This window comes from Georhizobium sp. MAB10, assembly GCF_045012825.1.
GTDB classification, from domain to species: domain Bacteria; phylum Pseudomonadota; class Alphaproteobacteria; order Rhizobiales; family Rhizobiaceae; genus Georhizobium; species Georhizobium profundi.
In genome coordinates this window covers 3,231,073-3,255,335 of sequence record NZ_CP118314.1, presented here as the reverse complement: position 1 = coordinate 3,255,335, position 24,263 = coordinate 3,231,073, and the positions used below count along the sequence as shown (strand labels likewise).

The 24,263-nt window shown below is 62.9% G+C and carries 34 protein-coding genes; 28 read left to right on the top strand and 6 right to left on the bottom strand.

Annotated features, from left to right (window positions below; translation table 11 throughout):
• Nucleotide 1 precedes the first annotated feature (1 nt).
• The 9 genes from PU133_RS15570 (at nucleotide 2) to PU133_RS15530 (ending at nucleotide 5,695) form a co-directional block, all read left to right on the top strand.
• Nucleotides 2-421: a Na(+)/H(+) antiporter subunit B gene (locus PU133_RS15570; protein WP_126011019.1), complete on the top strand. Its 420-nt coding sequence runs from the start codon at nucleotides 2-4 to the stop codon at nucleotides 419-421.
• A complete protein-coding gene (locus PU133_RS15565; RefSeq protein WP_126011018.1) occupies nucleotides 421-798 on the top strand; it encodes a Na+/H+ antiporter subunit C in 378 nt (125 codons plus the stop codon). The genes PU133_RS15570 and PU133_RS15565 overlap by 1 nt, the downstream gene beginning before the upstream one ends.
• 18 nt (nucleotides 799-816) lie before the next feature.
• On the top strand, nucleotides 817-2,385 hold the full coding sequence (locus PU133_RS15560; RefSeq protein ID WP_404862427.1) for a Na+/H+ antiporter subunit D: 1,569 nt from the start codon (nucleotides 817-819) through the stop codon (nucleotides 2,383-2,385).
• Nucleotides 2,382-2,855 (top strand): Na+/H+ antiporter subunit E, encoded by a 474-nt coding sequence (locus PU133_RS15555; protein WP_404862426.1) that lies wholly within the window; start codon nucleotides 2,382-2,384, stop codon nucleotides 2,853-2,855. Before PU133_RS15560 ends, PU133_RS15555 begins: the two co-directional genes overlap by 4 nt.
• Nucleotides 2,852-3,199: a cation:proton antiporter gene (locus PU133_RS15550; RefSeq protein WP_404862425.1), complete on the top strand. Its 348-nt coding sequence runs from the start codon at nucleotides 2,852-2,854 to the stop codon at nucleotides 3,197-3,199. Before PU133_RS15555 ends, PU133_RS15550 begins: the two co-directional genes overlap by 4 nt.
• Complete coding sequence (gene mnhG, locus PU133_RS15545; RefSeq protein ID WP_404862424.1) at nucleotides 3,196-3,561, top strand: monovalent cation/H(+) antiporter subunit G; 366 nt, start codon at nucleotides 3,196-3,198, stop codon at nucleotides 3,559-3,561. The genes PU133_RS15550 and mnhG overlap by 4 nt, the downstream gene beginning before the upstream one ends.
• Nucleotides 3,562-3,872: 311 nt before the next feature.
• Nucleotides 3,873-4,301, top strand: coding sequence for a MucR family transcriptional regulator (locus tag PU133_RS15540; protein ID WP_126011014.1), 429 nt, complete (start codon nucleotides 3,873-3,875; stop codon nucleotides 4,299-4,301).
• Between the two features lie 208 nt (nucleotides 4,302-4,509).
• Nucleotides 4,510-4,941, top strand: coding sequence for a helix-turn-helix domain-containing protein (locus tag PU133_RS15535; RefSeq protein ID WP_404862423.1), 432 nt, complete (start codon nucleotides 4,510-4,512; stop codon nucleotides 4,939-4,941).
• Nucleotides 4,942-5,041: 100 nt separating this feature from the next.
• Nucleotides 5,042-5,695, top strand: coding sequence for a DUF6456 domain-containing protein (locus tag PU133_RS15530; RefSeq protein WP_404862422.1), 654 nt, complete (start codon nucleotides 5,042-5,044; stop codon nucleotides 5,693-5,695).
• 6 nt (nucleotides 5,696-5,701) lie between these two features.
• Here the strand turns inward: PU133_RS15530 and PU133_RS15525 are convergent, their stop codons facing one another.
• Entirely contained in the window at nucleotides 5,702-6,121 is a 420-nt protein-coding gene (locus tag PU133_RS15525; protein ID WP_126011012.1) for a SufE family protein, read from the bottom strand.
• Nucleotides 6,122-6,202: 81 nt separating this feature from the next.
• Nucleotides 6,203-6,628 carry a DUF5330 domain-containing protein gene (locus PU133_RS15520; protein WP_404862421.1) on the bottom strand — a complete coding sequence of 142 codons (426 nt, stop codon included), beginning with the start codon at nucleotides 6,626-6,628 and terminating at the stop codon, nucleotides 6,203-6,205.
• Between the two features lie 471 nt (nucleotides 6,629-7,099).
• Here PU133_RS15520 and PU133_RS15515 point away from each other — a divergent pair, with 471 nt between their 5' ends.
• From PU133_RS15515 to PU133_RS15505, 3 genes are read left to right on the top strand one after another with little or no spacing between them, the layout of a single operon-like run.
• Nucleotides 7,100-8,734, top strand: a complete 1,635-nt coding sequence (locus PU133_RS15515; protein ID WP_404862420.1) for a sensor histidine kinase — start codon at nucleotides 7,100-7,102, stop codon at nucleotides 8,732-8,734.
• Entirely contained in the window at nucleotides 8,694-9,770 is a 1,077-nt protein-coding gene (locus PU133_RS15510; RefSeq protein ID WP_404862419.1) for a peptidoglycan-binding protein, read from the top strand. The genes PU133_RS15515 and PU133_RS15510 overlap by 41 nt, the downstream gene beginning before the upstream one ends.
• Nucleotides 9,771-9,779: 9 nt before the next feature.
• Nucleotides 9,780-10,124 (top strand): DUF1491 family protein, encoded by a 345-nt coding sequence (locus PU133_RS15505; protein ID WP_404864561.1) that lies wholly within the window; start codon nucleotides 9,780-9,782, stop codon nucleotides 10,122-10,124.
• On the opposite strand, the gene PU133_RS15500 is transcribed toward PU133_RS15505, so the two are convergent.
• A complete protein-coding gene (locus tag PU133_RS15500) occupies nucleotides 10,111-11,139 on the bottom strand; it encodes a hypothetical protein (protein ID WP_404862418.1) in 1,029 nt (342 codons plus the stop codon). The genes PU133_RS15505 and PU133_RS15500 overlap by 14 nt on opposite strands.
• 205 nt (nucleotides 11,140-11,344) lie before the next feature.
• Here PU133_RS15500 and PU133_RS15495 point away from each other — a divergent pair, with 205 nt between their 5' ends.
• Complete coding sequence (locus PU133_RS15495) at nucleotides 11,345-11,527, top strand: hypothetical protein (protein WP_404862417.1); 183 nt, start codon at nucleotides 11,345-11,347, stop codon at nucleotides 11,525-11,527.
• Nucleotides 11,528-11,530: 3 nt separating this feature from the next.
• Here the strand turns inward: PU133_RS15495 and PU133_RS15490 are convergent, their stop codons facing one another.
• The 3 genes from PU133_RS15490 to PU133_RS15480 form a co-directional block, all read right to left on the bottom strand.
• On the bottom strand, nucleotides 11,531-12,091 hold the full coding sequence (locus PU133_RS15490) for a DUF1254 domain-containing protein (RefSeq protein WP_404862416.1): 561 nt from the start codon (nucleotides 12,089-12,091) through the stop codon (nucleotides 11,531-11,533).
• On the bottom strand, nucleotides 12,084-12,680 hold the full coding sequence (locus PU133_RS15485; RefSeq protein ID WP_126011005.1) for a DUF1214 domain-containing protein: 597 nt from the start codon (nucleotides 12,678-12,680) through the stop codon (nucleotides 12,084-12,086). Before PU133_RS15485 ends, PU133_RS15490 begins: the two co-directional genes overlap by 8 nt.
• 104 nt (nucleotides 12,681-12,784) lie before the next feature.
• Entirely contained in the window at nucleotides 12,785-14,941 is a 2,157-nt protein-coding gene (locus PU133_RS15480; RefSeq protein WP_404862415.1) for a transglycosylase domain-containing protein, read from the bottom strand.
• 170 nt (nucleotides 14,942-15,111) lie between these two features.
• Between PU133_RS15480 and PU133_RS15475 the strand changes: the two genes are divergently transcribed.
• The 15 genes from PU133_RS15475 to PU133_RS15405 all read left to right on the top strand — a co-directional run bounded on the left by PU133_RS15475 (nucleotide 15,112) and on the right by PU133_RS15405 (nucleotide 24,263).
• The gene (locus PU133_RS15475; protein ID WP_126011003.1) at nucleotides 15,112-15,576 is read left to right on the top strand and encodes a YcgN family cysteine cluster protein; all 465 of its coding nucleotides are present in this window, start codon (nucleotides 15,112-15,114) and stop codon (nucleotides 15,574-15,576) included.
• Nucleotides 15,577-15,754: 178 nt separating this feature from the next.
• A complete protein-coding gene (locus tag PU133_RS15470; protein ID WP_164527916.1) occupies nucleotides 15,755-15,922 on the top strand; it encodes a hypothetical protein in 168 nt (55 codons plus the stop codon).
• Nucleotides 15,923-16,088: 166 nt separating this feature from the next.
• Nucleotides 16,089-16,544 carry a hypothetical protein gene (locus tag PU133_RS15465; protein WP_404862414.1) on the top strand — a complete coding sequence of 152 codons (456 nt, stop codon included), beginning with the start codon at nucleotides 16,089-16,091 and terminating at the stop codon, nucleotides 16,542-16,544.
• Nucleotides 16,531-17,829 carry a DNA-packaging protein gene (locus PU133_RS15460; protein WP_404862413.1) on the top strand — a complete coding sequence of 433 codons (1,299 nt, stop codon included), beginning with the start codon at nucleotides 16,531-16,533 and terminating at the stop codon, nucleotides 17,827-17,829. Before PU133_RS15465 ends, PU133_RS15460 begins: the two co-directional genes overlap by 14 nt.
• Before the next feature lie 19 nt (nucleotides 17,830-17,848).
• Nucleotides 17,849-19,036 carry a phage portal protein gene (locus PU133_RS15455; protein WP_404862412.1) on the top strand — a complete coding sequence of 396 codons (1,188 nt, stop codon included), beginning with the start codon at nucleotides 17,849-17,851 and terminating at the stop codon, nucleotides 19,034-19,036.
• Between the two features lie 73 nt (nucleotides 19,037-19,109).
• Nucleotides 19,110-19,415: a DUF6107 family protein gene (locus PU133_RS15450; RefSeq protein WP_404862411.1), complete on the top strand. Its 306-nt coding sequence runs from the start codon at nucleotides 19,110-19,112 to the stop codon at nucleotides 19,413-19,415.
• Between the two features lie 55 nt (nucleotides 19,416-19,470).
• Nucleotides 19,471-20,040 carry an HK97 family phage prohead protease gene (locus PU133_RS15445; protein WP_404862410.1) on the top strand — a complete coding sequence of 190 codons (570 nt, stop codon included), beginning with the start codon at nucleotides 19,471-19,473 and terminating at the stop codon, nucleotides 20,038-20,040.
• Nucleotides 20,030-21,277, top strand: coding sequence for a phage major capsid protein (locus PU133_RS15440; protein ID WP_404864560.1), 1,248 nt, complete (start codon nucleotides 20,030-20,032; stop codon nucleotides 21,275-21,277). The genes PU133_RS15445 and PU133_RS15440 overlap by 11 nt, the downstream gene beginning before the upstream one ends.
• A gap of 71 nt (nucleotides 21,278-21,348) precedes the next feature.
• Nucleotides 21,349-21,918, top strand: coding sequence for a head-tail connector protein (locus PU133_RS15435; RefSeq protein ID WP_404862409.1), 570 nt, complete (start codon nucleotides 21,349-21,351; stop codon nucleotides 21,916-21,918).
• 35 nt (nucleotides 21,919-21,953) lie between these two features.
• The gene (locus PU133_RS15430) at nucleotides 21,954-22,250 is read left to right on the top strand and encodes a phage head closure protein (protein WP_404862408.1); all 297 of its coding nucleotides are present in this window, start codon (nucleotides 21,954-21,956) and stop codon (nucleotides 22,248-22,250) included.
• Nucleotides 22,247-22,651 (top strand): DUF3168 domain-containing protein, encoded by a 405-nt coding sequence (locus tag PU133_RS15425; protein ID WP_404862407.1) that lies wholly within the window; start codon nucleotides 22,247-22,249, stop codon nucleotides 22,649-22,651. The genes PU133_RS15430 and PU133_RS15425 overlap by 4 nt, the downstream gene beginning before the upstream one ends.
• Before the next feature lie 85 nt (nucleotides 22,652-22,736).
• Complete coding sequence (locus PU133_RS15420) at nucleotides 22,737-23,147, top strand: phage major tail protein, TP901-1 family (protein ID WP_404862406.1); 411 nt, start codon at nucleotides 22,737-22,739, stop codon at nucleotides 23,145-23,147.
• The gene (locus tag PU133_RS15415; RefSeq protein ID WP_404862405.1) at nucleotides 23,144-23,494 is read left to right on the top strand and encodes a gene transfer agent family protein; all 351 of its coding nucleotides are present in this window, start codon (nucleotides 23,144-23,146) and stop codon (nucleotides 23,492-23,494) included. The genes PU133_RS15420 and PU133_RS15415 overlap by 4 nt, the downstream gene beginning before the upstream one ends.
• A gap of 59 nt (nucleotides 23,495-23,553) precedes the next feature.
• Nucleotides 23,554-23,721, top strand: coding sequence for a rcc01693 family protein (locus PU133_RS15410; protein WP_404862404.1), 168 nt, complete (start codon nucleotides 23,554-23,556; stop codon nucleotides 23,719-23,721).
• Complete coding sequence (locus tag PU133_RS15405) at nucleotides 23,718-24,263, top strand: phage tail tape measure protein (protein ID WP_404862403.1); 546 nt, start codon at nucleotides 23,718-23,720, stop codon at nucleotides 24,261-24,263. The genes PU133_RS15410 and PU133_RS15405 overlap by 4 nt, the downstream gene beginning before the upstream one ends.

Below are 24,263 nucleotides of genomic sequence, written 5' to 3'. Positions count from 1 at the left end.
CATGCGCACACTGATTTTCAGAACCGTCGCACCTTATCTCTCCACCTTGATGATCGTTTTCTCGATCTTCGTTCTGCTGCGAGGCCACAACGAACCGGGCGGTGGCTTCATCGGCGGGTTGATCGCGGCGTCGGCTCTCGCGATCTACGGCATCGCCTCCGGCGTGGCACCCGTTCGCCGCGCGATCTATTTTCACCCGATGAACATTGCAGCCTTCGGCGTGGTGCTGGGTGCCGTCGCGGGTGTCGTCTCGATTTTCGTCGGCGTGCCGTTCATGACCGGCCTGTGGATTTATCCCGTGATCTTCGGGGTCGAGGTTCCGCTTTCGACCGTGTTGTTCTTCGACATCGGCGTCTATTTCGCGGTTGTCGGTACGATCGGTTCGATCGCTCTTGCGCTGGAAGAAAGGGACGAGATCTGATGGAGCCGGTTCTCGCGATTTTCGTCGGACTGCTTTTTACCACCGCCATCTATCTGATGACGTCGCGCCACACGATCCGCATCCTTATGGGTGTTGCAGTGCTTGGCAATGGCGTGAATCTCCTAATCTTCACGTCGGGCAGGCTCACGCGGGACGTGCCACCGATCATTCCGGCCGGGCTCGACGCGCCGCTGATCCCGATCGCCAATCCGCTCCCACAAGCGCTGATCCTCACGGCCATCGTCATCTCATTCTCGTTCTTCGCCTTTCTGCTGGTGCTGGGCTTTCGCGCATACCAGGAGCTGGGCACTGACGATTCCCGCGACATGCGTCTGGCCGAGCCCGCGGACGACCCATTGCCGCCGCTGGGCTACTAGCAAGGACCACTGATCAAGATGGCCGGACCTTCCGAGGCAGCAATCGATTATTCCCGCGCATTCGTGATGGAGCCGCTGGCACTGGCCGACTGGCTGGTGATTGCGCCTGTGCCGTACTGCCTGATTGCTGGCGCACTGCTGATGATGCTGCGCAAGAACGCAGAATTGCAGGCCAAGGCTGCGATCATCGGGCTGATCGGCTTGTTCGTGTTGTGTGGCGCGCTGCTGGCGCATGTGGTCGAAAATGGTCCAGTGACCATGACCATGGGGCGGTGGCTGCCGCCTTTCGGCATTTCGTTCACGGTGGATGTACTGGGAGCGATCCTTGCTGTTACGGCTTCGATCGTGGCTGTAGCCTGCGCGATCTACGCTGCCGAGGATGTCGACACGACCGGCCGCCGCTACGGCTTCTTCTCGTTCCTGTTCCTGATGATGGCAGGCGTGATCGGCGCCTTCGTCACCGGCGACATCTTCAACCTGTATGTCTGGTTCGAAGTTCTGCTGATCGCCTCTTTCGGTCTGCAGGTGCTTGGCTCTGAAGATCGCCAGATCGACGGCGCGACGAAATATGCTTTCCTGAATTTGATTGCGACGACGATGTTCCTCGTCGCGACGGGCTATCTCTATGGCGTCTTCGGCACGCTCAACATGGCCGATATTGCGGCGCAGACGCGCACCATAGACGATGCTCGGCCGCTTTATACGCTGGCGGCGCTCTATCTCTTCGCCTTCGGCATGAAGGCAGCTGCGTTTCCGGTGAGCTTCTGGCTTCCCGCCTCCTATCACACGCCGAAAGTCGTCGTATCCGCGCTCTTTGCCGGCCTGCTGACGAAGGTCGGCATTTATGCGCTGGCGCGCACGCTGCTGATGCTGTTTCCGGACCAACGCGACGCCTTTGCGGACGTGATCGCCTGGGCCGCGATGCTGACCATGCTGCTCGGCGCATTCGGGGCGCTGGCCCAGACCGACTATCGGCGCCTGCTCGGCTACCTTGTCGTCTCCGGGATCGGCATCATGCTCGCAGGGATTGCGCTTGCGACAGCTGAAGCGGTCTCAGCGGCGATCTTCTACGCAGTGCATTCGATGGTCGTGATGACGGCGCTTTACGTGGCGTCGGGCATTGCTGCCCGGATCGGCAAGTCTTTCTCTATGAATGATCTGGGCGGACTTTACCGGAGCAACGTACTCTTTGCGGCAATGTCGCTGGTGTTGTTCTTTTCGGTCTCCGGCTTGCCGCCTTTCAGCGGTTTCTGGCCGAAGGCCATGCTGGTCCGTGCATCACTGGATAACGGCGCGACCGGGCTCGCGACGATCATTCTCCTGACCGGCTTCCTGACAACCATTGCTGTTGGCCGCGTCTGGGCTCACGCCTATTGGAAGCCGGCGCCGGAGGCTATGGGCGCACCGGCAGCGGCGCAGATGAAGATGACTTCGCTGTTGCCGCTTCTCGCTCTCGTCGCCCTGACGGTCGGCTTTGGCGTGTTTCCCGAAACGTTGCTGCAATTGAGCGACAGTGCGGCAGCCGGTCTGCTCGATCCGTCAGCCTACATCCAATCGGTCTTTCCCGCGGAAGGAGCCGTCAATTGAAGCTGTTTCTGGCCAATATTCTTCTGGCATTTGCCTGGGGTGCAGTATCGGGCTCTTTCTCCGAGCTGAACATCGCTTTCGGCTTTGTACTCGGCTTTCTGGCGCTGATGCTCATCCGCGAGCAGGTCGGCTCGGCAGGCTATTTGACGCGGGTGAAACGGATCCTTGCCCTGGTCGTTCTGTTCCTGAAAGAGCTGGCCCTGTCGGCTTGGAAAGTGGCCGTGCTGGTCGCCTCGCCGAAGATGGACGTGAAGCCCGGCATTCTGGCGCTGCCGCTCGATGTGGATCGCGACGGCGAGATCACGCTGCTTGCCAACCTGATCACGTTGACGCCGGGCACGCTGTCGCTCGATGTGTCGGACGACAAGAAGACGCTCTTCATTCATGCGATCGACTGCTCCGATCCTGAGGGTATCAGGCGCGACATCAAGGGCGGGTTCGAGCGGCGCATCATGGAGGCTTTCCGGTGACAGAGCTTGGCCCCATCCTTGAAGCGTCTTTGACTTTTGCCTTCGTGATCTTGAGCCTTGCGTTGCTCCTGTGCGTTTATCGCGTCATCAAGGGACCGACGCTGCCCGACCGGGTCGTTGCACTCGACATGCTGGTTGCCGTCGCAATAGGGCTGATAGCGGCCATCGGCATCTATACGGGCTTCACGCTCTACGTCGACATCGCAATCGCTCTGGCACTTGTCGGCTTCCTGGCCACTGTCGCGTTTGCACGTTTCATCCTCGTCAACGCCGAGCGCGGTGCGTCCCAGCCAAATGGCACTGCCAGCCGCGAGCAAATCGAAGTCGAAGAGAAGGCGTCATGACCCTCGTGATCGAACTTGTCACCGCCGCGCTCGTGGTCGTGGGTGCCATCTTTTCGCTCCTGGCGGCCGTCGGCATTGTGCGCCTGCCGGACGTGTATTCTCGTATGCACGCGGCATCCAAGGCTGGAACCGTGGGCTCGGGCCTTCTGCTGATCGCGCTTGGTCTTCATGCGCTGGATGGCGGCACCTTCATGCGCGCCATCGCCGGCGTCATCTTCCTGCTTTTGACTGCACCGATCTCGGCGCATCTTCTTGCCCGTGCCGCTTATGCTGCTGGGTATACCTTGTCGCCGCTGACCGTGCTGAACGAAATGCCGGTCGAGCCGGGTTCGGCTACAGCGTCGGGATCCAGGTCAGAGTAACCGGCCAACAGGCAGTCGCCCATCCTGGGAGCATGCCTTCAGCAGCCGGCGCTATGCACCCTGCCAGACGGTCTCTGTTCTGTGTCCGTTCTCATTCTTCGATGTTAAGCGGATGTAGAGTGTTGTCAACGAATACAACTCAGACGCGCTCGGCACGTCTTTTGTAACGATTTGAATCTTGGACAATGGATAGATTATTCATTGGCATCGAAAAATATCCAATTTTCCACTTTATCTTTCTGTTATAATATGAAAAACAGCGATGAATCGCCGTGTTGAATGAGTTTTGGATAGAGGTTTCGGGGCAGTCGATGGAAGAGACGAGTGAGATGGACAATAAAGAACTGATCGTGGAACTTACGGCCGAGGTCGTAGCTGCCTATGTCAGCAACAATGTCGTGCCCGTCGGTGAATTGTCTGCTCTGATTGCTGATGTGCATCATGCCCTAGGCAACATGACAGTGCGACAGGAAGCTGTTGTTGTCGAAAAGCCGAAGCCGGCCGTGCCGATCAAGCGCTCCGTCCAGGATGACCAGATCACCTGCCTCGAATGCGGCCTCAAGTTCAAATCGCTGAAGCGCCACCTGATGACGCACCACACGCTGAGCCCGGAAGAGTATCGCGAGAAGTGGGACCTGACCGCCGACTACCCGATGGTCGCCCCGGCCTATGCGGAAGCCCGCTCGCGCCTCGCCAAGGAGATGGGCCTCGGCCAGAAGCGCAAGCGCCGCGGAAAGTAATCCCAGTCTTCCAGGCCTGTTGAGAGAGCCCAGCCGGATCGCCGGCTGGGCTTTTTCGTTTCCGGAACGGGGATAACAATCCACTTCTTATAGGAAGCGTATCAGTATCTGTTGCGGTTACGCGCCTCGCTTTCACATTTTCGTGGAGTCGCTTGTCCCCGCACCGCGTGTTGGATTAAGAATATAATCCTATATGCAGGAGACGAGCATGCCACCCCAGATTTCGACCGCACCCACAAGTGAACGCATCCGGCCAGGCGGATCGCTGCCGGACTTTGCCTCAGCTGTGAACGTGCATCTCGTGGACCAGTGCCGGGCGATCCAGGCGGTGGTCGACGAGATGGACGCGCTGGTTGCCGGCGAGCCGGTACCCAAGAGAAGCCACAGGCGAGAAGGAGCGGCATCGCGCCGCGCGATGGTTCAGCGACGGCAGATCGCGATGTATGTTTCGCATGTGGTGCTGTGCCACTCCCTCACGGATCTGGGCCTGGCATTCGGCAGAGATCGAACGACGGTGAGCCATGCGTGCCATGTCGTGGAGGACCGCCGCGATGATCCGGCATTCGATCGCTTCATCGCCTCCATCGAGCGCGTTGCGGCCGCGGTCTTCCAGCGAGATGGGGGCGTGCGTGGGTTCTAGTGTTTCCGACCAAGACAATCTCGCGCGGCAGACCTTAAAGCTCGTGCGCTTTTGCACAGCCAGTGTCGCGAAGGAAAAGACAGCGAACGCGATCGTTCTCATGGCGCACGATGGCAAGACGTTGCGGGTGGCATCATCGCTGCTTTCCGCTGCGCTGCGGGCAGGGCTGCTTGCGGAGACGAAGGATGGATTGCGCGCCACCGACGCGGGCTTGAGCTTTGCGCGACGGACCTTGGCCGGCGCCGGACTTGATGGCGGCGATGTGTGCTTTCAAAGCCAGCACGGACAGATCGAGCGGGACACGGTTTCGATCGACGGAGGGCAAGCCGTCGTTGCGCGCAACATGGCAGAATCGCCGCTGGCAGTGATCGCGCGCATGAAGGGCAGAGACGGGCAGGCGTTCTTGAGCGGGCATCAGCGCGAAGCCGGCGAGCGGCTTTCCCGCGACTTCGTGCGAGGGCACATGCAGCCGCGCATTTCCGCGAACTGGGAAGCGAGCGTTGCCAGCTCATCGGTACGCTCGGCAAACGGTACGGCTGACATATCGGATTCGGCGATGGCCGCCCGCCAGCGGATAGACCGGGCCGTGCAAGCCATCGGTCCGGAGCTTTCCGGCGTCGTGCTGGATATCTGCTGCTTCGAGAAGGGGTTAGAACTGGTGGAACGCGAGCGGCAATGGCCGGCGCGGTCAGCGAAGATCATGCTCCGTTCCGGTCTGTCGGCGCTGAGCCGTCACTATGGCTTTACCCGATGAATGATCTCAGGCGGCGGCGCGTTCGGCTTCGCCCTTGATGCGCGCGACCATCGAGCGCAAACCGTTGGCGCGCTGCTGCGACAGGTGCTCGACGAGCCCCAGCTCATCGAAAAGGTTGGAAGCGTCGAAAGCCTCGATTTCGGAAGCTTTGCGGCCGGAAAAAGCACTGAGAGCGATGGCGACGAGGCCCTTGACGATATGGGCATCGGAATCGCCGCGGAAATGCAGCACCGGATCGCCCTCGGACCCATCGCGCCGGGAGACGAGCCAGACCTGGCTGGCGCAGCCCTGAACCTTGTTCTGATCGACCCGCTCGTCATCGGTCAGCGGATCGAGTGTACGGCCGAGTTCGATCACGTAGCGATAGCGATCTTCCCAATCGTCGAGAAAGGCAAAATCGTCCTTGATCTGCTGCAGCGGCGTCATGATCGGTCCCGTCTCTCTCAAGTGTCTAGCCGCATATAGGCGACGGACACCCGAAAATCACGGGGAAAAGGGTGAGCAATTTCAATCGAGCGGCTGCGGCGCGGTGTAAGGCCTGACGGTCGGGGGCAGCATGACCGCGGCCTCTTCGGGCGTGGAGCGAGCCACCGCGGGAGCGGCTTCGGCGGTTGCACCAAGAACGGTGCCGGTCGCGAGCGGATCTGCGCTGCCGCTGCCATCGCCCAGCGCCGAGTCGAGATATTGATAGGCAATGCGCGCCCCGTCGCGGGCCCGAAGACCAAGTGCGTTCAAAGTTTCGCCGCCGGTGACGCAGACATCGGGGTGGCGCTCGCACATGGAGCGGATGTCCTCGATCGCCACGCCGAGTGCGAAGATCGTTTCCCCGACCGCTAGCGGCTGCTCGTTTTCACTGGTCTCTCTGCTTTCCAGAAGAGGAAGGCTGAGCAAGACAACCGAAAACCAGAATGCACCTTTCAGCAGAAATCCCATCGTTCAAGCCTTCCCGCAGTGTTCGATCCGGGCTTCTGAACCGTCCCGGTATCGCTTGTTGAGAAGGACCATAACGCAAAGGTTCAAATGCCCGTTTGAGCCGAGCCGCAGAATTTGATTCAAATTTTATCGATCGAAGGCAGCGCCAACTTGGTGAAACGCTTCGGGGGCAATTGTATCAAATGCCCGAATTGGCTGGCTTTCGATGCCACGAAACTAGGACCGGCAGCAGGGCTGGGTCAAAATTTCGGGGGTCAGTGCGAGACCAAGCGTTAACCATACCGACGGTTCCACCGGGCGCATCCTGCCATTTCCGCTGAATAGGCCGCGTTCGGTCAAACCACTGCCTTTCGGCTTATCCATTCCTTAAGGGCGGGGGTGCAACCTCGGCTTCAAGACGATGAGATTTTTGTAACGAGTTCGGACCCGTCGGTGACATTCTGGAACGCTATGCATAGCAGGGTCGCGACCATGATCGGTCGTGCCGCCAGCGCCTGCATCAACGAAGCCCTCAACGAGGGGCCGGAGATGGATGCGCAGGTGAGGATGATGCGCGTGCTGTTGACCAGCGCGCTTGCCGCGCCGCTCTTGCTGCTGCCACTCGTCGCATTTCTGGCCGCACCTGCTGTGGCCTTGCCAGCGGCCATCATCGCATCCGCAATTCTTCTGAGCGCTGCAGCCATGCTGGGCGTGACCGGCTCGCGGCGTCTCGGCGCAGTGACGCTCGGCGCGCTGGTTGCGGGTGCTGCGCTCGCTGGCGTTATGGTCGACACCACTGGAACGGAGCTGAGTGTCGTCGTCTGCGCGCTTTTCGGCGCGATGCTTCCCGTTCTGGTGCTCGGCTTCCGGAACATCGATGGCTCGTCGCAGGAACCCGAGATTGCGCCAGTCGACGACTTTGCGCTGGCGGCGCACATGTCCGGCTTCGTGGCGCTGCTCGACGAACAGGGCGCTCTTCTCCGCGCCGGAGGTCACGAGCTTGGCGATTTTGCGGAATGGATCGACATCAGCCGTCCGCGCGGCCTGATCGAGCGCATTCACGTTTCGGATCGGCTGCCCTTCATGCAGGCGCTGGACCGGATACGTCTCGGCGGATCGCGCGAAAAGCTCATGGTGCGGCTGCACCGGGCCGCGATGGACCGGCAGTTCGTCCATGTCTCGATCGATCTCTCGCCCCGCCTTCTGGCGACGGGCGAGGTGGGTGACATCATCGCTCACATGCGGATCGTCGACGAGGAGATCGAACTGCGTGCCGAATGCACGCGGCTCGTGGATCTTGCCGAGCAGGCCGAGGGCGAGAAGACCCGCTTCCTTGCTGCCGTCAGCCACGAGATGCGCACGCCCCTCAACGCCGTCATCGGGTTCTCCGAGATCCTGGCACGGGAATATTTCGCGCCGCTCGCCGATGAGCGGCAGCGCGAATATGTTGGCCTGATCAAGCGGTCGGGCGAGCACCTCCTGTCGCTGGTCAACACCATGCTCGACATGAGCAAGATCGAGAACGGGCGCTATCGGCTGATCCATGAGGATTTCGATGTCGCCGCTGCCGTCGACGACTGCGTGAAGATGCTCGGCCTGGAAGCGGAAGACAAAGGCCTGACGCTGACGGCGCGTGCGCGCCGCGCGGGCCTGCTGAACGCCGACCAGCGCGCTGTGCAGCAGATCCTGATCAACCTGATCGGCAATGCGATCAAGTTCACCGAGCCCGGTGGCGTCATCACCGTCGATGCGACCCGCAGCGGCGCGATGATCCGCCTGACGGTGTCCGACACCGGCATCGGCATGCCTCCAGAAATTCTGAGCCGCGTCGGCGAACCTTTCGTTCAGGGTGACGAGGGCTATGCCCGACGCCACCAGGGAACGGGGCTCGGCCTGTGCCTTGTGAAGGGGCTCGCAAGCCTCCATGGTGGGCGGGTCGTGATCGACAGCGTGATCGGCCGGGGCACGGCCGTGACCGTGGAACTTCCTGCCGAAGGGGTGGACAGCACCGAGCGACAGGCAGACAACAGCGCGCGCATGGTGGAGTTTCCACCGCGACTGAACACGAGGGAGAAGAAGACAATCAATGCCGGCAAAGTCCACGAAACGACCGCGAAAACAGCCTGAACCCCGCCGCAAGGCGCGGCGCTCTCCTGGTTTTGCGTCGCGGACTTTCGACGCAGCCGGGCGGCTCATTGCGCGCCATCCGTCGCTTGCCGCGGGCGGTGTGGTTTTTGCCGTTGTCTTCAGCTTCGTCACCGCCAATGCCATCTGGTATCAGCCGGGCGGGCATCCTTCGCCGCTCCTGTCGACGCGGACCGGCATCGCGCCCACCCCGGCGCCGCTGATGACGGCCGACGGGGTCGAGCCTCGGCAGATCGAACAGGCAGGGCGCAACACTCTTGGGTCCGACGACGGCGTGGAGACGATCGAGGACATTCTGACGCCGGTGCCTGCACGACGCGTGCAGAGCGTCGTCATCGAACGGCCGGAGGACCGGGACATGGCAACTGCCAGCATTCCGCCCGAGGCGGAGACGACGGTTGACGACATCGTGCGACCTGCCGCCTCGCAAGCGGCGACGGACCGAGCGCTTGTGAGTGAAATTCAGGCAGAACTTGCGCGGCTCGGCCACTACACCGGTGCCGTGGACGGGCTGACCGGGCCACAGACGCGCGCAGCGCTTGCAGCATTCGGAGCGGCTTCGGGCTCGGAAGGGCTTGGCCTGACCGCAAGCACGCTGCAGCGCCTGAAAGCAGCCGAGCGTGCTGCCCCGCCCGTTGCGCAGCCGCAGGCGCGCACCGAGACCCGGCCTGAAGCACGGCCCGAGCCGGCGATTGTTCAGCGGGCCAGCGTCTCGCCAAACGAAACAGCGGCGCTGACGCCGCCGGCAGCACTCGGTGCCCGCGATAGCGGTGACTATTATACCCCGCCGGCCGACATTCCGACCGCCGGTGGATCGGGCTCGATCGACGTCGAGACGGTGCGCAGAATCCAGCAGGGGCTCGTCAACATCGCCTATGCCGATGTTGCTGTAGACGGCATGCTGGGCAACCAGACGCGACAGGCCATCCGCGAGTTCCAAGGCGACTACCGTCTGCCGACTACGGGTGAGCCCGACCAGGCAGTTCTCGACAAGCTTCAGGAAATCGGGGCTTTCTGAAGCCCCATGATGCGTCTCAAGAGCGATATCTTCGTATCGGCGCTGATCCGGCGCGTGTTCGCGGATGGTGGCTTTGCCGCTGTGGAAGCGAGTGGGGCGCCGGAAGCGGGCGCGATCTTCGTGCGATGCCGCTACCGCGACGGCACGGAAAGCCTGTTTGGTCCGGCACCACAATCGATTTTCGAGGATGGAGAGGCAGCCGGTGACCGGCTTTTCGAGCTGCGGTTGGAGCGGGCAGAGCACGAGAAGGTCCAGACCCTGCTGGCCAAGGAACGCAACTTCGACAGCGATCTCTGGATCGTGGAGATCGAGGCGGACGATCCGCTGCGCTATCTTGGCGTCAGGCCCGCCTGAGCGGCACACCGCGTTGGACGGCGTTGCGCTTGGGCGATTGATCCGCCCGCACGTCGCGGCGAGCGCTGTCGGCAACGACGGGCTGATGCGTGGCGCGCCTCGAAATCCAATCGGCCCGCTGCCAGGCCATGACCTTCTCGACGCATTCGACGAATGAACAGGAGCGCAGCAGCTGGAGCGAACGGCGTTCGCCGTCCTGTCCTTCTGCAAGATGCGGGAAGAAGCGCTCAAGCGCTGCGATGATCATCGTGTAGCGCAGGCCCAATGCCACGAGCGTTTGTGCAAGCTGGGCGCCCGACACGTCCATCATGATGCGCTCGGCAAGATCGAAACGCGATGCGAGCGCATCGGCGAGCGCCGTGGCGAAATAGATCGTGTCGCCTTCCTCGACGTGACGGATGAGGCGGCTTTCCACATCCGGTGCAATGCGCGCCGGCAAGGTTGGCGGGTCTGCGTAGTCTGGCGTGTTGCGCATGACGATCGACCGAAGCTTGTTGCGGATGTCTTCTTCGCGAGCCTGCCGTTCGACGGCGGACGGCGTGCGGGAGTCAGGCTCGGCCGCTGCAGCCGATGTGCCGCGAAGCGAGAGCGTCCGCTTCACTGCCGGATGGGCAATGGCGGACAGCGCGGCAAGCAATTGGGGTGACACCGATCGCCGACGCGCGGCGGCGCGGGCATGGGCAACGCCGTGCTTTTGCACCGCTTCGATGAGCAGGGACTCGTCGATTGCGCTGGAGTGCACGATGAAGGGAGCGGCGATACCGACCGGTTGATCCAGAATGAGACGGCTGGCGGCCTCGGGCATGATCGGCGCGCGCGATAGTGCTGCTGCTGCCGTCCGCTTCGCTTCTTCCGAAGCGGCCTCAAAGAGTGGGACGAACAGGTCGGCGAATTGCTTGAGATCGCGCTTGCTGGGATCAGGCATGGCCTCGAAGCTGGCAACCGTCGCCAAGAGCACCGCATCCTTGCGGCCGGCTCGCCCTGAGAGTTCGAGATCACGAAAACGATCGGACACGTGAACCAGCACCTACGCAATACTAAAAGTGATGAACCGAGACTAAACAGAAAGGCTTAGCAAGGTGTTAACCATCTGCTGGCTGAATAGCGCAATGGACTGTGGGCGCGGGGCCTTTGACGATGATTCGCAAGCCGTTGCGGGCCGCAGATCCTGGGTGAAAACGTTCAGCGTTCATCCGTTTGGGCAACTGACGGAGAATGGCATGGCAGCGATAATTTCATTGAGAGACCTCGATCGGCGGCCGCGGAGCGCGAAGCATCCGGAGCCCTCGGAAGGTGCGACGATCCTGATGTTTACGGGCGTGCGGATCGACCGGTCCGGCAAAGGCCTGCCGGTCGTGCAGGTGCGGCGTGACGAGGCAGAACTTCCGCACGACGAGCGCTGAGGTTCAATCAGCCAGCGGCTCTTCGCGGCAGGTGGCCGACGACAGGAAGTCGTTTGCCTGAGCCTGCATCGTCTGGTCCGGCACGACGGTGCGCATCAGCACATAACCATCTGTGACATCCGTTTCGACGAGGACGCTGCCTGCAAGGTTCGGCGGCAGGCCCTCGCGCAGCCGGATCATTTGCAGAGGATTGGCGAGCGTCACGTTCATGCCGCCCCCCTCGGAGGTCCGGTCATTCATGCTGAAGAGCTCGTTGGAACGCCGGTCGAACACCGCGAGCGACCAGAAGGGCACCGCGCCTTCGGCCTGAAGATGGATCGGCGCGTCGGCAAGAACGAAGCGGCAGAGATAGGTCGTGGAATAGGGGGTGTCAGAGACAAGCTCCGTCGACGTCACCTCAGCGCTAACCGCGGAAGCCGGCAGGAAGCGATCATTCGCCGGCAGAGATGAAATGCGTGAATAGACGTCGTCACTCGCAAAGAAGGGCAGAGTGAGGATGATCACGATATGCAGCACGAGCGCGCCGACGAGACCCGCGAGAATGGCGAAGACGAGATTACGCATCGGCGCAATCCTGACGCTCGATCTCAGGCATCTCCAGATCGATCAGCCCGAAGTTGCCTGCGGCCGGGGTGTCGAAGAGGAGGAATTCGATGCCGAAAGGACCGTCTCCAGACAGAAACAGCCAGTTGCCGGAGCGGGCCTCCGCGCCGAGACGAATTTCGAACGCACCGTCAGGCGCGCGCAGCACGCTTGCGGAATGCAGGGCACGCGAAAATGGCGGTTCGGCGTGGCTGATCTCACCGGACAACCCAGTCAGGCGCATGATCCAGACGCGGCTTGCAGGAACCTGGCCCGCAACCAAATAGGCGCAGGATGCGAGAAGTGGCGCGCCGGAGGTATCGGTCGTCGCCCGAAAGACGAGGCCTTCCGCCTGCCCAAGGCCGGAGCCATCGCCGAGCGCCCGTCTTGCCTTGTCATAGGGATTGGCGCCCGCGGTCTGCGCCAAGGGGTTGGCGACCCAAGGGCCGATCTCCAAGACATCGAAGGGATCTTCGGCATCGAGTGCGATCTTGGTGGCGGCAATGCCTCCACTGAACGCGATGGCGAGAGCAAGGCCAATGAAAAAGGGAATACGCAGCGCACCGATCATGGCCGCTTTCCTGCGTAAGGAGCATGGCCGTCCGATGGCACGACAACGCCGACAGGATCACGCCCGGTGATGGGTGGTACCTCAAGGATCAAAGCAGGCATCGATCAGAGATCGCCGCCGTCGATGCGATCGCGCAGTTCGGCCAGTTCGCCTTCCGGACGCTCGGCCTCATCGATGCCGAAACTTTCGACCATCTGCCGCAGGATACGAGTGCCTTCTCGCGACAAGGCGCGCTGACGCACAGGACGCGCTTCGCCTGCCTCGGCGGTCTGCGGGCTGTTCGCGTCGACGGCGGCGGGTGCTTCAGGCTCGACGCCGGGGATGGGGCGCAGGTCGATGCCGTGATGGGCAAAATCCATCAGCCGCTTGAATGTCATCGCCGGGAGCGAGCCGCCCGTCATGTTGTTGGTCGCGGTGAAGTTGTCGTTGCCGTACCAGACTGCAGCGGTGAAGTTGCCCGTGTAGCCGATGAACCACGCATCGCGGTAGGACTGCGACGTGCCCGTCTTGCCGGCGGTGCGGATGCCGTCGAGCTTGGCGCGCCGGGCGGTACCCCATTCCGGGATCTGCGCCATCATCGTGTTCATGGAAACGGCTGCTTCTTCCGAGATCGCCCGTTCGGGCTTCGAGGCATCCCGGCCGTGGTCGAACAAGACTTCGCCGCGATAATTCAGGATTTGCGTGATGCCGTGCCGATTGGCCTGCATGCCGCCGGCCGGGAAGGTCGCATAGCCTGTGGCCATGTCCATCACGGTGATCTCCGACGTGCCGAGCGGCATGGTCTTGTCGGTGCGGACGGGTGTTTGCACGCCCATGCGCTGCGCCGTTTCCGCAATGCGGTCCGTGCCGAGATGATCGCGGGCAAGACGCACGGGTACCGTGTTCAACGATTTTGCGAGCGCGGTCGTCAGATTGACGGAACCCGAGTAGCCTCGTGTGTAATTGCGGGGCGACCAGCCGTTCCAGGTGATCGGAGCGTCGGAGATGACCGAATCGGGTGTGAACCCGTTTTCCATTGCCGTGGCGTAGACGAAGCCCTTGAAGGACGAGCCCGGCTGACGGAGTGCTTTGGTTGCTCTGTTGAACTGGCTTTCGCCATAGTCGCGGCCGCCGACCATGGCGCGTACGGCGCCCCCGTTCTCGATCAGCACGACCGCTCCCTGGGTGACGTCGAAGCTCGCGCCGCTCTGGCGCAGGTCGAACTCCAGCGCGTCTTCAGCAGCTTTCTGCAGGTCGAGGTCGATCGTCGTGCGCACGATCAGCGAGTGCTCGGGAAAGTTGCCGGCTATGCGCTGAACTTCCTCGAAAGCCCAGTCGAGGAAATAGTCGGGTGCATCCTTGGTGCCGCGATCGATGACGCTCGCGGGGTTGCGCCGGGCGCCGATGACCTGGCCTTCTGTCATCAGGCCGCCTTGGACGATGTTGGTGAGAACCTGGTTCGCGCGGGCGCGTGCGGCGGGCAGGTTGTTGTGGGGGGCATAGCGGGCCGGCGCCTTGAACAGGCCGGCGAGAAGTGCCGATTCGGCCAGCGTCACATCGGTAACGGGCTTGCCGAAATAAAACTGCGAGGCGGCAGCGATGCCGAACGTGCCGCCGCCCATATAGGCGCGGTCGAGATAAAGCCCGAGGATCTCCTTCTTGGAGAGATTGGCCTCCAGCCAGATCGCAAGGAAGGCTTCCTTGATCTTGCGCTCGATCGTGCGCTCATTGCTGAGAAAGATGTTCTTTGCGAGCTGCTGCGTGAGCGTCGATCCGCCCTGAACGACCGAGCCTGCGCGGGCGTTCTCGCCCATCGCACGGGCGAGGCCGACGAAATCGATGCCGTAATGCTCGAAGAAGCGCCTGTCCTCGGTGCCGAGAACGGCCTTAACCAGATGGTCGGGCAGGGCATCGACCGGAACGGAATCCTCATGGATGATGCCGCGATGGCCGATTTCATTGCCGTAGCGATCGAGAAACGTGACGGCGAAATCGTCCTGCGCGCGCCAGTTGCCGTAGGTCGCATCGAACGCTGGCAGCGCAAGTGCGAGGAGAAGCACGAAGCCGGCGGTGCCGAGCGTCAGGCCTTCGCCCATGATTTCCACGACGACCCGCTTGGTCCCGCGCACGCGGAAACGGCGAAAGAAGATGGTGATTTCTTCCCAGGTCTCGCCGAGGCCGGAGCCAGCGCCCCAAAGCGTGGAATCAAGCCACGAATCAAGCCGCAACAAGAGATTGCGACGCCGGCGTGGCCTGTTGCCCTGACTGAAGGGATCCTGCACGATCGATTACGCCCCGCTGTACACGAACCACCGGCGCATGGCAGCCGGCAGACCTGCGGCCGAAAATGCCGCAGCCGATGATCGCCCCTTGAGGTTTAAATTTTGTCGCAGTTTGCGGAAAAGAACAAGCAATCCGGCATTGCGCCGGGCTCAAAGAAAAGTTGCGCGGCATGAATGACACACCCTTTTGGCAAACGAAGACTCTGGAGCAGATGAATGCGGCCGAGTGGGAAAGCCTGTGCGACGGGTGCGGGCGCTGCTGCCTCAACAAGCTGGAAGACTGGGATACCGGCGAGATCATCTGGACGAGCGTGCGGTGCCGCCTGCTGGATGACGCGACGTGCCGCTGCTCCGATTACGAAAACCGGCAGGCGCAGGTACCGGACTGCATCGGACTGACACCGAAGGAGGTGCGCAGCCTGAGCTGGCTGCCGCCCACATGCGGCTATCGCCTCGTGCGCGATGGCGAAGATCTCTACTGGTGGCACCATCTGATTTCGGGCAGCCGCGACACGGTGCACGAGGCTGGCGTATCAGTGCGTGGTCGCACGGTGCCGGAGGAGGGGATGGAACTGGAAGACTACGAGGACCATCTTGTCGAATGGCCTTTCGAAGTGCCGGACACGGCGCGGTGAATACCGGCTTGCAGCCTTCACTGCAGCCGCGGGCGGCAGATGCATGTGAAGATGAATCACGGGTTACCGAAACCCATGCGCTGAACGCACGGCTCCTTCACGCAATCGGCCATTCATATTGCGGTGCAATAAACCCATATTGCTGATGCACAGTGAATGACACCTTTTGGAGAAGATAATGAGCACCCCCCGCAGCTTCCGTGACCGCGTTTCCGGCTTCGCTACCTACATGAGCGGCCTGCGTGAATGCGCCGCCGCAGTTGAAGCTGGCCGCAAGCCGAGCGCCCGTGCGCTCAACTCGATCGGTCTGGACCCGAAGTCCTTCGACGGCATCAACTGGCGCTAAGAGCGACTGCTGATCCGGTCGACAGACCGACACTCCAAAGCCACCGCCGGCCACCGCCGCGGTGGCTTTTTGCATTCAGCTGCTTGCTTGGCGATATAGGAAAAAATTCCTTGACACCGTGACGGTGGTTTGATAGGGTTCATCTACAGTCGGAAAAGTGCGGCTGGTGGGGCAGCGCGGGTGGGACGCCCTGGATTTGAAACGGATAGATCGAAGCGGAGCGCTGCTTTTGCAGCGCTTTTTTATGCGCGGTGGGTGGATGATGGCGAAGACGGCAGCGGAGCGGCGGGGCCTGAAGCTCCTGGATCGGCTGTGGCGGCGCCTGGAGAGTGAATACGGCGCGTTCGAAGTGATCAGAGCGCGATCGGAGAAAGAGCGGGCGGAGCGCAGTGACGCAGACGCACTGCGCGACATCAAGTCGATCCTCGATCTTATCGTGAGCTTCGCGAAGACCCACGAGAAACTTCTGGAACTGATCCTGGCCGATGTCTTCAGCAGGGACGCAGATGTGAAAATTGATCGAGAGCGGCTCGCGGCGCGCGTTTCGGCCCGGATCGAAGCGCTTTTTGAGGAGCGGATCAAACTGGAGAGGGAGCCGGGCGGCGCTGATGGCGACGAATGAAGCGAGACTGGCAAAGGGATTGTCGCAGGACGAGCAGACATTCATCGATACGGACTGGGCGTATCAGGGGAGGACGGCCCAGCATCCGCCGGACGGGGATTGGCGCACCTGGCTTTTGATGGGCGGGCGGGGATCTGGAAAGACCCGCGCGGGATCGGAGTGGGTGCAGGGCATGGCATCCAGCACCGGGCGCCAGGCAAACGGGACGGGCGCCACCCGCCCGGAAATGCGGATCGCGCTTGTCGGGGAGACGCTTGGCGATGCGCGAGAGGTGATGATCGACGGCGTATCGGGCATTGCGCGGATCGCGCGGCATGATCGGCCAAGGTTTGAAGCCTCGCGGCGCAGGCTGGTCTGGGCAAGCGGCGCGGTGGCGCAGATTTTCTCGTCTGAGGATCCGGAAAGCCTGCGCGGGCCGCAATTCGAGCTGGCCTGGTGCGACGAACTTGCCAAATGGCGGCACCCGGACGAAACGTTCGACATGCTGCAATTCGGACTGCGGCTCGGTCAACGGCCAAGGCAATTGGTGACGACGACGCCGCGCGCCGTGCCGCTTTTGAAGCGGATCATGGCCGACCCGATGACGGCATGCGTACGGATCGCCACACAGGACAACAGCGCCAATCTCGCGCCGGGATTTCTGGAGGCGATCGAGGGTCGCTATGGCGGAACCCGTCTTGGACGACAAGAACTGGGCGGCGAGCTGATCGAAGACAGGGAGGACGCGCTCTGGTCGCGCGCTCTCGTCGAACGGGCACGCCAGCGACTTGCGGGAAAGCTGCATCGCATCGTCGTTGCGGTCGATCCGCCGGCGGCGGCGGCCGCGCCTGGGTCCTGCTGCGGGATCGTCGTCGCGGGACTGGACGACGCGGACCACGCGGTGGTGATTGCCGACGGGTCGGTCGCTGGTGCGACGCCTGCCGGCTGGGCACAGCAGGTGGTGGCGCTTTATCGCCGCTTCGGGGCCGATCGGGTTGTCGCGGAGATCAACCAGGGCGGCGACATGGTTGCGGCCATGCTGCGTTCGGTGGATGCGAAATTGCCGATCGCGACGGTGCGGGCAACGCGCGGAAAGTGGCTGCGCGCCGAGCCGGTCGCAGCGCTTTACGAGCAGGGCCGGGTGCGCCACGCGGGCGCCTTTCCCGACCTTGAGGATCAGATGTGCGATTTCGGGCCGGACGGGCTTTCAGGCGGACGTTCGCCGGACCGCTTGGACGCGCTCGTCTGGGCCATCACGGCCCTGCTGCTCGGCCATGATGGTGCGCCGCGCGTTCGCGGAATTTAGAACCAAGCGAGGACGACAGATGAAATTCTCTTTCAGCCTGCCTTGGCGCAAAGCCGAGGCCGGGGCGCGGCCGGCTGTGGAAACCAAGGCCAGCCAGTTCGGCGCGGGCTTCGTCGCCTTGCACCAGACGGTGGGTGCGCAATGGTCGGGCCGATCCTTCGGGGCGCTTGCTCATGCAGGCTACATGCGAAACCCGATCGGGCACCGTTGCGTGCGGCTGATTGCCGAAGCGGGCGCCTCGGTGCCGCTGATCGCCTATGAGGGGGACCGGGAGCTCGATCGCCACCCGGTCCTGGAGCTGATGGCGGCGCCCAACGGCAGCCAGGCGGGCGTGGAATTTCGCGAAGCGCTGATCGGGCAACTGGTGCTTTCCGGTAATGCCTATGTGGAGGCGGTGGGGATCGGCGAGCGGCTGCGGGAGTTACATCTCCTGAGGCCTGACCTCGTGACGCCGGTGGAGGATCGGAGCGGCTGGCTCACCGGCTATGACTATAGCTGCCGTGGGCAGAAGCGACGCATCGGGCTTGGCCATGCTGGCGAAGGCGGGCTAATGCACTTGCGGCTGTTCAATCCGCTCGATGCGCATATGGGCTTTCCGCCGCTTGCCGCTGCCGCGATGGCGCTCGACCTGCACAATCAGGCCGCGATCTGGAACAAGGCCCTGCTCGACAATTCGGCACGGCCGTCCGGCGCGCTGGTCTACCAGCCGAAAGAGGGCGGCAACCTCACCGAGGAGCAATATGAGCGCCTGAAAGAAGAGCTGGAGGAGGGCTATTCCGGCGCAAGGCGCGCGGGGCGGCCGCTTCTTCTGGAAGGTGGGCTCGACTGGAAAGCGATGGCGCTGACGCCGCGCGAGATGGATTTCGTCGAGGCAAAGAACGGTGCTGCGCGCGATATCGCACTCGCACTCGGGGTGCCGCCGATGCTGCTGGGGATACCCGGTGACAACACCTATGCAAATTACCAGGAGGCGAACCGCGCGTTTTACCGGCTGACGATCCTGCCGCTGATGACGCGCATCTGTGCGCGCCTGACGCACTGGCTTTGCCCGGCGTTCGGTGACGACATCCGCATTGATTTCGACACCGACCAGATCGCGGGGCTCGCCATCGAGCGGGAAGCCGACTGGAAACGCCTGCAGGCTGCGGACTTCCTGACCGAGGACGAGAAGCGAAAAGCCGTGGGATATGAACCGCTTGAGCGGTGAATTGGATTCAGACCGGCAGCGGGTTGAATCGATCTCTCAAGGGAACGGGCAGGGGGTGAATGGAGAAGCGACGATGACGGACCTGATTCAGGACATCGGCCTTTTGCTTGCGAAGGGTCTCGGCGCTATGGCCGGTGCGATCATCTCGCTGATCTACCTCCTCCCGAAAAGCAGGCGCGAAGCGGCGGGGCGCTTCTTCATCGGGGTCGCGAGCGGGATGATCTTCGGCGGTGCGGTGGGCGTTGCGCTGTCCGACTGGCTGGCGATCGGATCGCGGCTGACACCGATCGAAATCACGCTGATGGGCTCTGCCGCAGCGAGCCTTTGCGCCTGGTGGGCGCTCGGCGTTCTGGCCCGGCTGGCCGAACGCTGGAAATAGCAAAGCCCGGCCGGGGCGGCTGAAGCGGGCGTCATTCGAGACATGAGGAACGACCATGAGTGCAGACGCGATCATCGCCTGCAGACAGAAGAAATATGCCGATCTGGCACTGGAGACAGTGACGGAGGCGGGGCGGTTCTCCGGTTATGCCAGCGTCTTCGACGCCGTCGACCTCGGTCGTGATGCGATCGCTCCCGGCGCCTTTGCGACTTCGCTGAAGGCACGCGGCTCCAGCGGCGTGAAGATGCTGTTCCAGCACGATCCCAATATTCCGATCGGCCGGTGGGTGTCGATCGTAGAGGACCGGCGCGGCCTCAAGGTGACAGGCCAATTGGCGATGGGTGTCGCGCGGGCGCGGGAGATCCATGAATTGATGCGGGCCGGCGCGATCGACGGGCTGTCGATCGGCTTCAAGACAGTTCGGGCGGAGGCCGACCGCAGGCGCAACGTGCGCCGCATTCTTCAGGCCGACCTTTGGGAAATCTCGGTGGTGACATTTCCGATGTTGCCCGAGGCGCGGGTGGCCGCGGTGAAAGCGGCCGGCCGGGAGCAATTGTCGCTGGCGTCGATCATTCGCCAAGCGACTGAGATCATGCAGCAGAAAAAAGGACGATATCACGGATGAGCAGGCAGGCGTGTGCGCACCGGAAGTGAAGGCAGCCGATGAGGATGTCGGGGCAGCTTTCGGCGCCTTCATGAACCAGTTCGAGGCGTTCAAGGATGAGAACGAGCAACGACTGGACGAACTGAAAAATCGCGGCGCGGAAGATGTGGTGACGCGCGAAAAGCTCGACCGCATCTCCAAGTCGATGGACGCCCAGCAGCGATTGATCGATGAGCTGGTGCTGAAGCGCGCCCGCCCGGCGATCGGTGGAGCGACAAGCGCGCAGATGCTGGAGCGCAAAGAGGCGTTCGAGCGCTATGTGCGCCGCGGTGACGAGAACGACCTGCGGACGATCGAAGCCAAGGCGATGTCCTATGGCTCCGATCCCGATGGCGGCTTTCTGGTGCCGGATGAAATCGACACCGAGATCGGCCGGCGTTTGAGCTCGCTGTCGCCGATCCGGTCGATCGCGACGGTCAGGCAAGTCTCCGGCGCGGTACTGAAGAAGCCGTTTGCGGTTTCGGGCATGGCTGTCGGCTGGGTCGGCGAGACGGCGGCGCGGCCGCAGACGAACACGGCGCAGCTTGCCGAGCTGTCGTTCCCGACGATGGAACTCTATGCGATGCCAGCGGCGACCGCTTCGCTTCTGGAAGATAGTGCAGTCGATATCGAGGCCTGGATCGCGTCGGAAGTCGAGATCGCCTTCGCCGAACAGGAAAGCGCCGCCTTCATTGCGGGCGACGGGGTGAACAAGCCGCGCGGTCTCCTCGACTACGACACGGTCGCGGAGACGGCCTGGACCTGGGACTCGATCGGGACGGTGGCGACCGGCAGCGCTGGCGCACTGGATGCCGACGCGCCTTCCGATGTGCTGATCGACACGATCTATGCGCTGAAGGCCGGCTATCGGCAGAACGCCTCCTTCGTGATGAACCGCAAGACGCAGGCGGCCATCCGCAAGATCAAGGACGCGGACGGCAACTATATCTGGCAGCCGCCGGCGACGGCCGGTGCGCGCGCTGCCTTGATGGGCTTCCCCGTCGTGGAGGCCGAGGACATGCCGGACATTGAAGCGGATGCGACGCCGATCGCGTTCGGTGATTTCCGGCGTGGCTACATGATCGTCGACCGCACGGGCGTGCGCATCCTGCGCGATCCCTATTCGGCGAAACCCTACGTGCTCTTTTACACGACCAAGCGCGTGGGTGGCGGCGTGCAGGATTTCGACGCGATCAAGCTGGTGAAGTTCTCCGCCTAAGCGACGCCGCGACGACGGCATGCCCCGTTCCGGAACGACCGGGACGGGGCCGATTTCAAAGGACATGGGACATGACGATTGTCGTGACGGACCCGGCCGTCGGCGAAGCGCTGACGCTTGCCGAGGCGAGGACGCATCTGCGCGTGGAGACCGATCTCGAAGACGGACTGATCGAAAGCCTGATCCGCGTGGCGCGAGAGCATCTGGAAAGCGCGACCGGCCTGGTTCTGCTGGACCAGGGCTTTCGGCTTTTCCTGGACGATTGGCCGAAGGCCCATGCGATCCTGTTGCGCCGGCATCCGGTGACAAGGCTCGATGCCGTCATTGTCTATGACGCGGACGGGCTGCCGGAGGAGGTTGATCTGGCAAGCGTTCGGCTTGATCGGACGCGACGTCCGGCCCGCCTGATCGTTGCGGCGATCAAGGCGCCGGCGCGGATCGTCAACGGCATCGAGGTGGAATTTCGAGCCGGCTTCGGTGAGAGCGGCGCCGATGTGCCCGACGTGCTGAAGCGGGCGATGTTTACTCATGTGGCCGCGATGTACGAACTGCGCTCCGGCGTTCCGATCGGCCAGCAGCCGGCGCTCGTGCCGGACGGCTATGACCGGCTGATCGCGCCGTGGCGGCGGCGGTCGTTATGAGGCCGGGTGCGGTAATTGACCCGGGGCATCTGCGCATGCGGCTTAATCTGGAAGAGCCCGCTGTTGATGACGATGGCCAAGGCGGCTCGAGCGGGGAGTGGCGGCACGTCGCCGGCCTCTGGGCGAAGCTCGAACCCGTTGGCGCTTCGCACCTGGAGCAGGCATCACAGATCCAGCAAGCGGCAAGATACAGGGTGACGCTGCGCCACCGGTCGGATGTTGTCATCGGCATGCGGTTCACCCGGTTCGAGCGGGTGTTCCACATCCAGACGGTGACCGATCCCGATGAGACCGAGCGCTATCTCGTCTGCGCGTGCGAGGAACGGTCATGAGCGCCGCGTCGAATTTACAGCAGGCGATCGTTGCAGCACTGCGAGCCGACACTGAGCTGATGTCGAGCCTGAAGGTGGCGGACATCTTCGATCGGCAGGTTCAGGGTGCCCGCCTGCCATACATCGTGCTCGACAATCTCGAGACGATGGAGTGGAGCACGGACGAGGATTGCAACGAAGAGCACCGCGTCACGCTCGCCGTCTATTCCGGCGAGAACGGCAGGCGTGAGGTGCAATCGATCATGAAGCGGCTGCGGCTGGTTCTGCACGACGCGGCGCTTTCGCCTGTCGACGCCCGGCTGGTTGGCCTCAGGGTCGTCTCGACGGAGGTGAGGCGCGTGGCAAAGAGCCGGCTACACCAGGGAACGATGGTTTTACGGGCGTTTACCGAAAGCGCCTGATTCAGATTGCGAACGTCGGTCAATCGATCGGCAGGATAATGTTCTGGCTCCCACGCGGGGGCCTTTTTCATGTTTGGAGATGGCCATGGGTGCGCAGAGGGGCAAGGACCTGCTGCTGAAGATCGACAGCGGCGGGCAGTTCGTGACCGTCGCGGGGCTGCGGGCAAAACGCCTCGCATTCAATGCGCAGACGGTGGACGCGACGGACTCAGAATCCGCCGGCCGGTGGCGCGAGCTTCTGGCGGGCGCCGGCGTGCAGCGGGCCTCGGTCTCGGGATCGGGGCTTTTCAAGAATGCAGAAAGCGATGCGCTGACGCGTACGGTCTTCTTCGCAGGCCAGATTGTGGACTGGCAGATCGTCGTTCCGGCTTTCGGCACGCTGTCTGGCCCTTTCCAGATCACGGCACTCGAATATGCCGGGCGGCACGACGGCGAGATCACCTTCGAGATCGCCATGGAATCGGCAGGCGCGCTGGTTTTCGGGAGTGAAGCATGACGTTGCGCAAGATCACCGCGAACCCGAGGCGCGGCGAGATCGCCGCATCGATCGACGGCGAACGGCGGGTGTTGTGCCTGACGCTCGGCGCCCTGGCGGAACTGGAAGCGGCGTTCGGCGCCGATGATCTCTCCAAGCTCGTCGACCGATTTGCCACGGGTGGTCTCTCCGCGCGGGACATCATGCGCGTGGTCGGAGCGGGCCTGCGTGGTGCGGGCAATCTCTTCACCGATGACGAGGTGGCGCAGATGACCATCGATGGTGGTGCGCGCGGCTTTGCCGAACTGGTCGCTCAATTGCTGGAAGCGACATTCGGCGGCGGGAGCGCTGCCACCGCAAACCCTTGAATGCCGCAGATGCAGTCGAGCGAGTAGCGGACGCCTCACCGTTCCCCTGGGATGCGGTGATGCGCATCTCGCTCCTGCATCTGCGGCTGTCGCCCGATCAGTTCTGGCGCATGACGCCCCGCGAACTGGCGATGATTTTGGCGACCAGACGAACTACGCAGGCGCCCGACCGTGCGGCGCTTGACGACCTGATGCGCAGTTTTCCAGACAGGGAACAGTTTCCATGAACGAAGACCTTTCCTATCGCGTCGAACTGGACGGTCGTCCTTTCGAGCGCGCGCTGGGGAATCTTGAATTGCGGGCCGAGCGCCTGGGAAGTGCGCTGACCGGTGCGATGCGCCGCGCCGCGGTCGAGGGCCGCGATCTCGACCAGGTGTTACGAGGACTGGCGTTGCGGATGAGCGACATCGCGCTCGATGCTGGCCTGAGGCCGCTGCAGAATGCCCTTTCGGATGCTGTCTCCAACTTTGCCGAGGGCGTGGTCGGGCGCGTCGTGCCCTTCGCCAAGGGCGGGGTCGTCTCGACGCCGAGCTATTTTCCGATGGGTGGCGAAATCGGCCTGGCCGGCGAGGCGGGCGCTGAGGCGATCCTGCCGCTCGCTCGCGGGGCCGACGGCAGGCTGGGCGTTGCCGCAGGCGCAGGCCAGGGCGCAGGTGCGCCGATCGTCTTCAACGTGACCACGCCCGATGCGCAAAGCTTCCTGAAGTCGGAAGCGCAGGTGAGCGCCATGCTGGCACGCGCTGTCGGTCGCGGCACAAGGGGGCTCTGA

Excerpts from the sequence above, each read along its gene's own strand:
- PU133_RS15570 (WP_126011019.1), top strand. The coding sequence starts at position 2 with ATGCGCACACTGATTTTCAGAACCGTCGCACCTTATCTCTCCACCTTG.
- PU133_RS15565 (WP_126011018.1), top strand. The coding sequence starts at position 421 with ATGGAGCCGGTTCTCGCGATTTTCGTCGGACTGCTTTTTACCACCGCC.
- PU133_RS15560 (WP_404862427.1), top strand. The coding sequence starts at position 817 with ATGGCCGGACCTTCCGAGGCAGCAATCGATTATTCCCGCGCATTCGTG.
- mnhG (WP_404862424.1), top strand. The coding sequence starts at position 3,196 with ATGACCCTCGTGATCGAACTTGTCACCGCCGCGCTCGTGGTCGTGGGT.
- PU133_RS15540 (WP_126011014.1), top strand. The coding sequence starts at position 3,873 with ATGGAAGAGACGAGTGAGATGGACAATAAAGAACTGATCGTGGAACTT.
- PU133_RS15535 (WP_404862423.1), top strand. The coding sequence starts at position 4,510 with ATGCCACCCCAGATTTCGACCGCACCCACAAGTGAACGCATCCGGCCA.
- PU133_RS15530 (WP_404862422.1), top strand. The coding sequence starts at position 5,042 with ATGGCGCACGATGGCAAGACGTTGCGGGTGGCATCATCGCTGCTTTCC.
- PU133_RS15525 (WP_126011012.1), bottom strand. The coding sequence starts at position 6,121 with ATGACGCCGCTGCAGCAGATCAAGGACGATTTTGCCTTTCTCGACGAT.
- PU133_RS15520 (WP_404862421.1), bottom strand. The coding sequence starts at position 6,628 with ATGGGATTTCTGCTGAAAGGTGCATTCTGGTTTTCGGTTGTCTTGCTC.
- PU133_RS15515 (WP_404862420.1), top strand. The coding sequence starts at position 7,100 with ATGATCGGTCGTGCCGCCAGCGCCTGCATCAACGAAGCCCTCAACGAG.
- PU133_RS15510 (WP_404862419.1), top strand. The coding sequence starts at position 8,694 with ATGCCGGCAAAGTCCACGAAACGACCGCGAAAACAGCCTGAACCCCGC.
- PU133_RS15505 (WP_404864561.1), top strand. The coding sequence starts at position 9,780 with ATGCGTCTCAAGAGCGATATCTTCGTATCGGCGCTGATCCGGCGCGTG.
- PU133_RS15495 (WP_404862417.1), top strand. The coding sequence starts at position 11,345 with ATGGCAGCGATAATTTCATTGAGAGACCTCGATCGGCGGCCGCGGAGC.
- PU133_RS15490 (WP_404862416.1), bottom strand. The coding sequence starts at position 12,091 with ATGCGTAATCTCGTCTTCGCCATTCTCGCGGGTCTCGTCGGCGCGCTC.
- PU133_RS15485 (WP_126011005.1), bottom strand. The coding sequence starts at position 12,680 with ATGATCGGTGCGCTGCGTATTCCCTTTTTCATTGGCCTTGCTCTCGCC.
- PU133_RS15475 (WP_126011003.1), top strand. The coding sequence starts at position 15,112 with ATGAATGACACACCCTTTTGGCAAACGAAGACTCTGGAGCAGATGAAT.
- PU133_RS15470 (WP_164527916.1), top strand. The coding sequence starts at position 15,755 with ATGAGCACCCCCCGCAGCTTCCGTGACCGCGTTTCCGGCTTCGCTACC.
- PU133_RS15460 (WP_404862413.1), top strand. The coding sequence starts at position 16,531 with ATGGCGACGAATGAAGCGAGACTGGCAAAGGGATTGTCGCAGGACGAG.
- PU133_RS15455 (WP_404862412.1), top strand. The coding sequence starts at position 17,849 with ATGAAATTCTCTTTCAGCCTGCCTTGGCGCAAAGCCGAGGCCGGGGCG.
- PU133_RS15450 (WP_404862411.1), top strand. The coding sequence starts at position 19,110 with ATGACGGACCTGATTCAGGACATCGGCCTTTTGCTTGCGAAGGGTCTC.
- PU133_RS15445 (WP_404862410.1), top strand. The coding sequence starts at position 19,471 with ATGAGTGCAGACGCGATCATCGCCTGCAGACAGAAGAAATATGCCGAT.
- PU133_RS15435 (WP_404862409.1), top strand. The coding sequence starts at position 21,349 with ATGACGATTGTCGTGACGGACCCGGCCGTCGGCGAAGCGCTGACGCTT.
- PU133_RS15430 (WP_404862408.1), top strand. The coding sequence starts at position 21,954 with ATGCGGCTTAATCTGGAAGAGCCCGCTGTTGATGACGATGGCCAAGGC.
- PU133_RS15425 (WP_404862407.1), top strand. The coding sequence starts at position 22,247 with ATGAGCGCCGCGTCGAATTTACAGCAGGCGATCGTTGCAGCACTGCGA.
- PU133_RS15420 (WP_404862406.1), top strand. The coding sequence starts at position 22,737 with ATGGGTGCGCAGAGGGGCAAGGACCTGCTGCTGAAGATCGACAGCGGC.
- PU133_RS15415 (WP_404862405.1), top strand. The coding sequence starts at position 23,144 with ATGACGTTGCGCAAGATCACCGCGAACCCGAGGCGCGGCGAGATCGCC.
- PU133_RS15410 (WP_404862404.1), top strand. The coding sequence starts at position 23,554 with ATGCGCATCTCGCTCCTGCATCTGCGGCTGTCGCCCGATCAGTTCTGG.
- PU133_RS15405 (WP_404862403.1), top strand. The coding sequence starts at position 23,718 with ATGAACGAAGACCTTTCCTATCGCGTCGAACTGGACGGTCGTCCTTTC.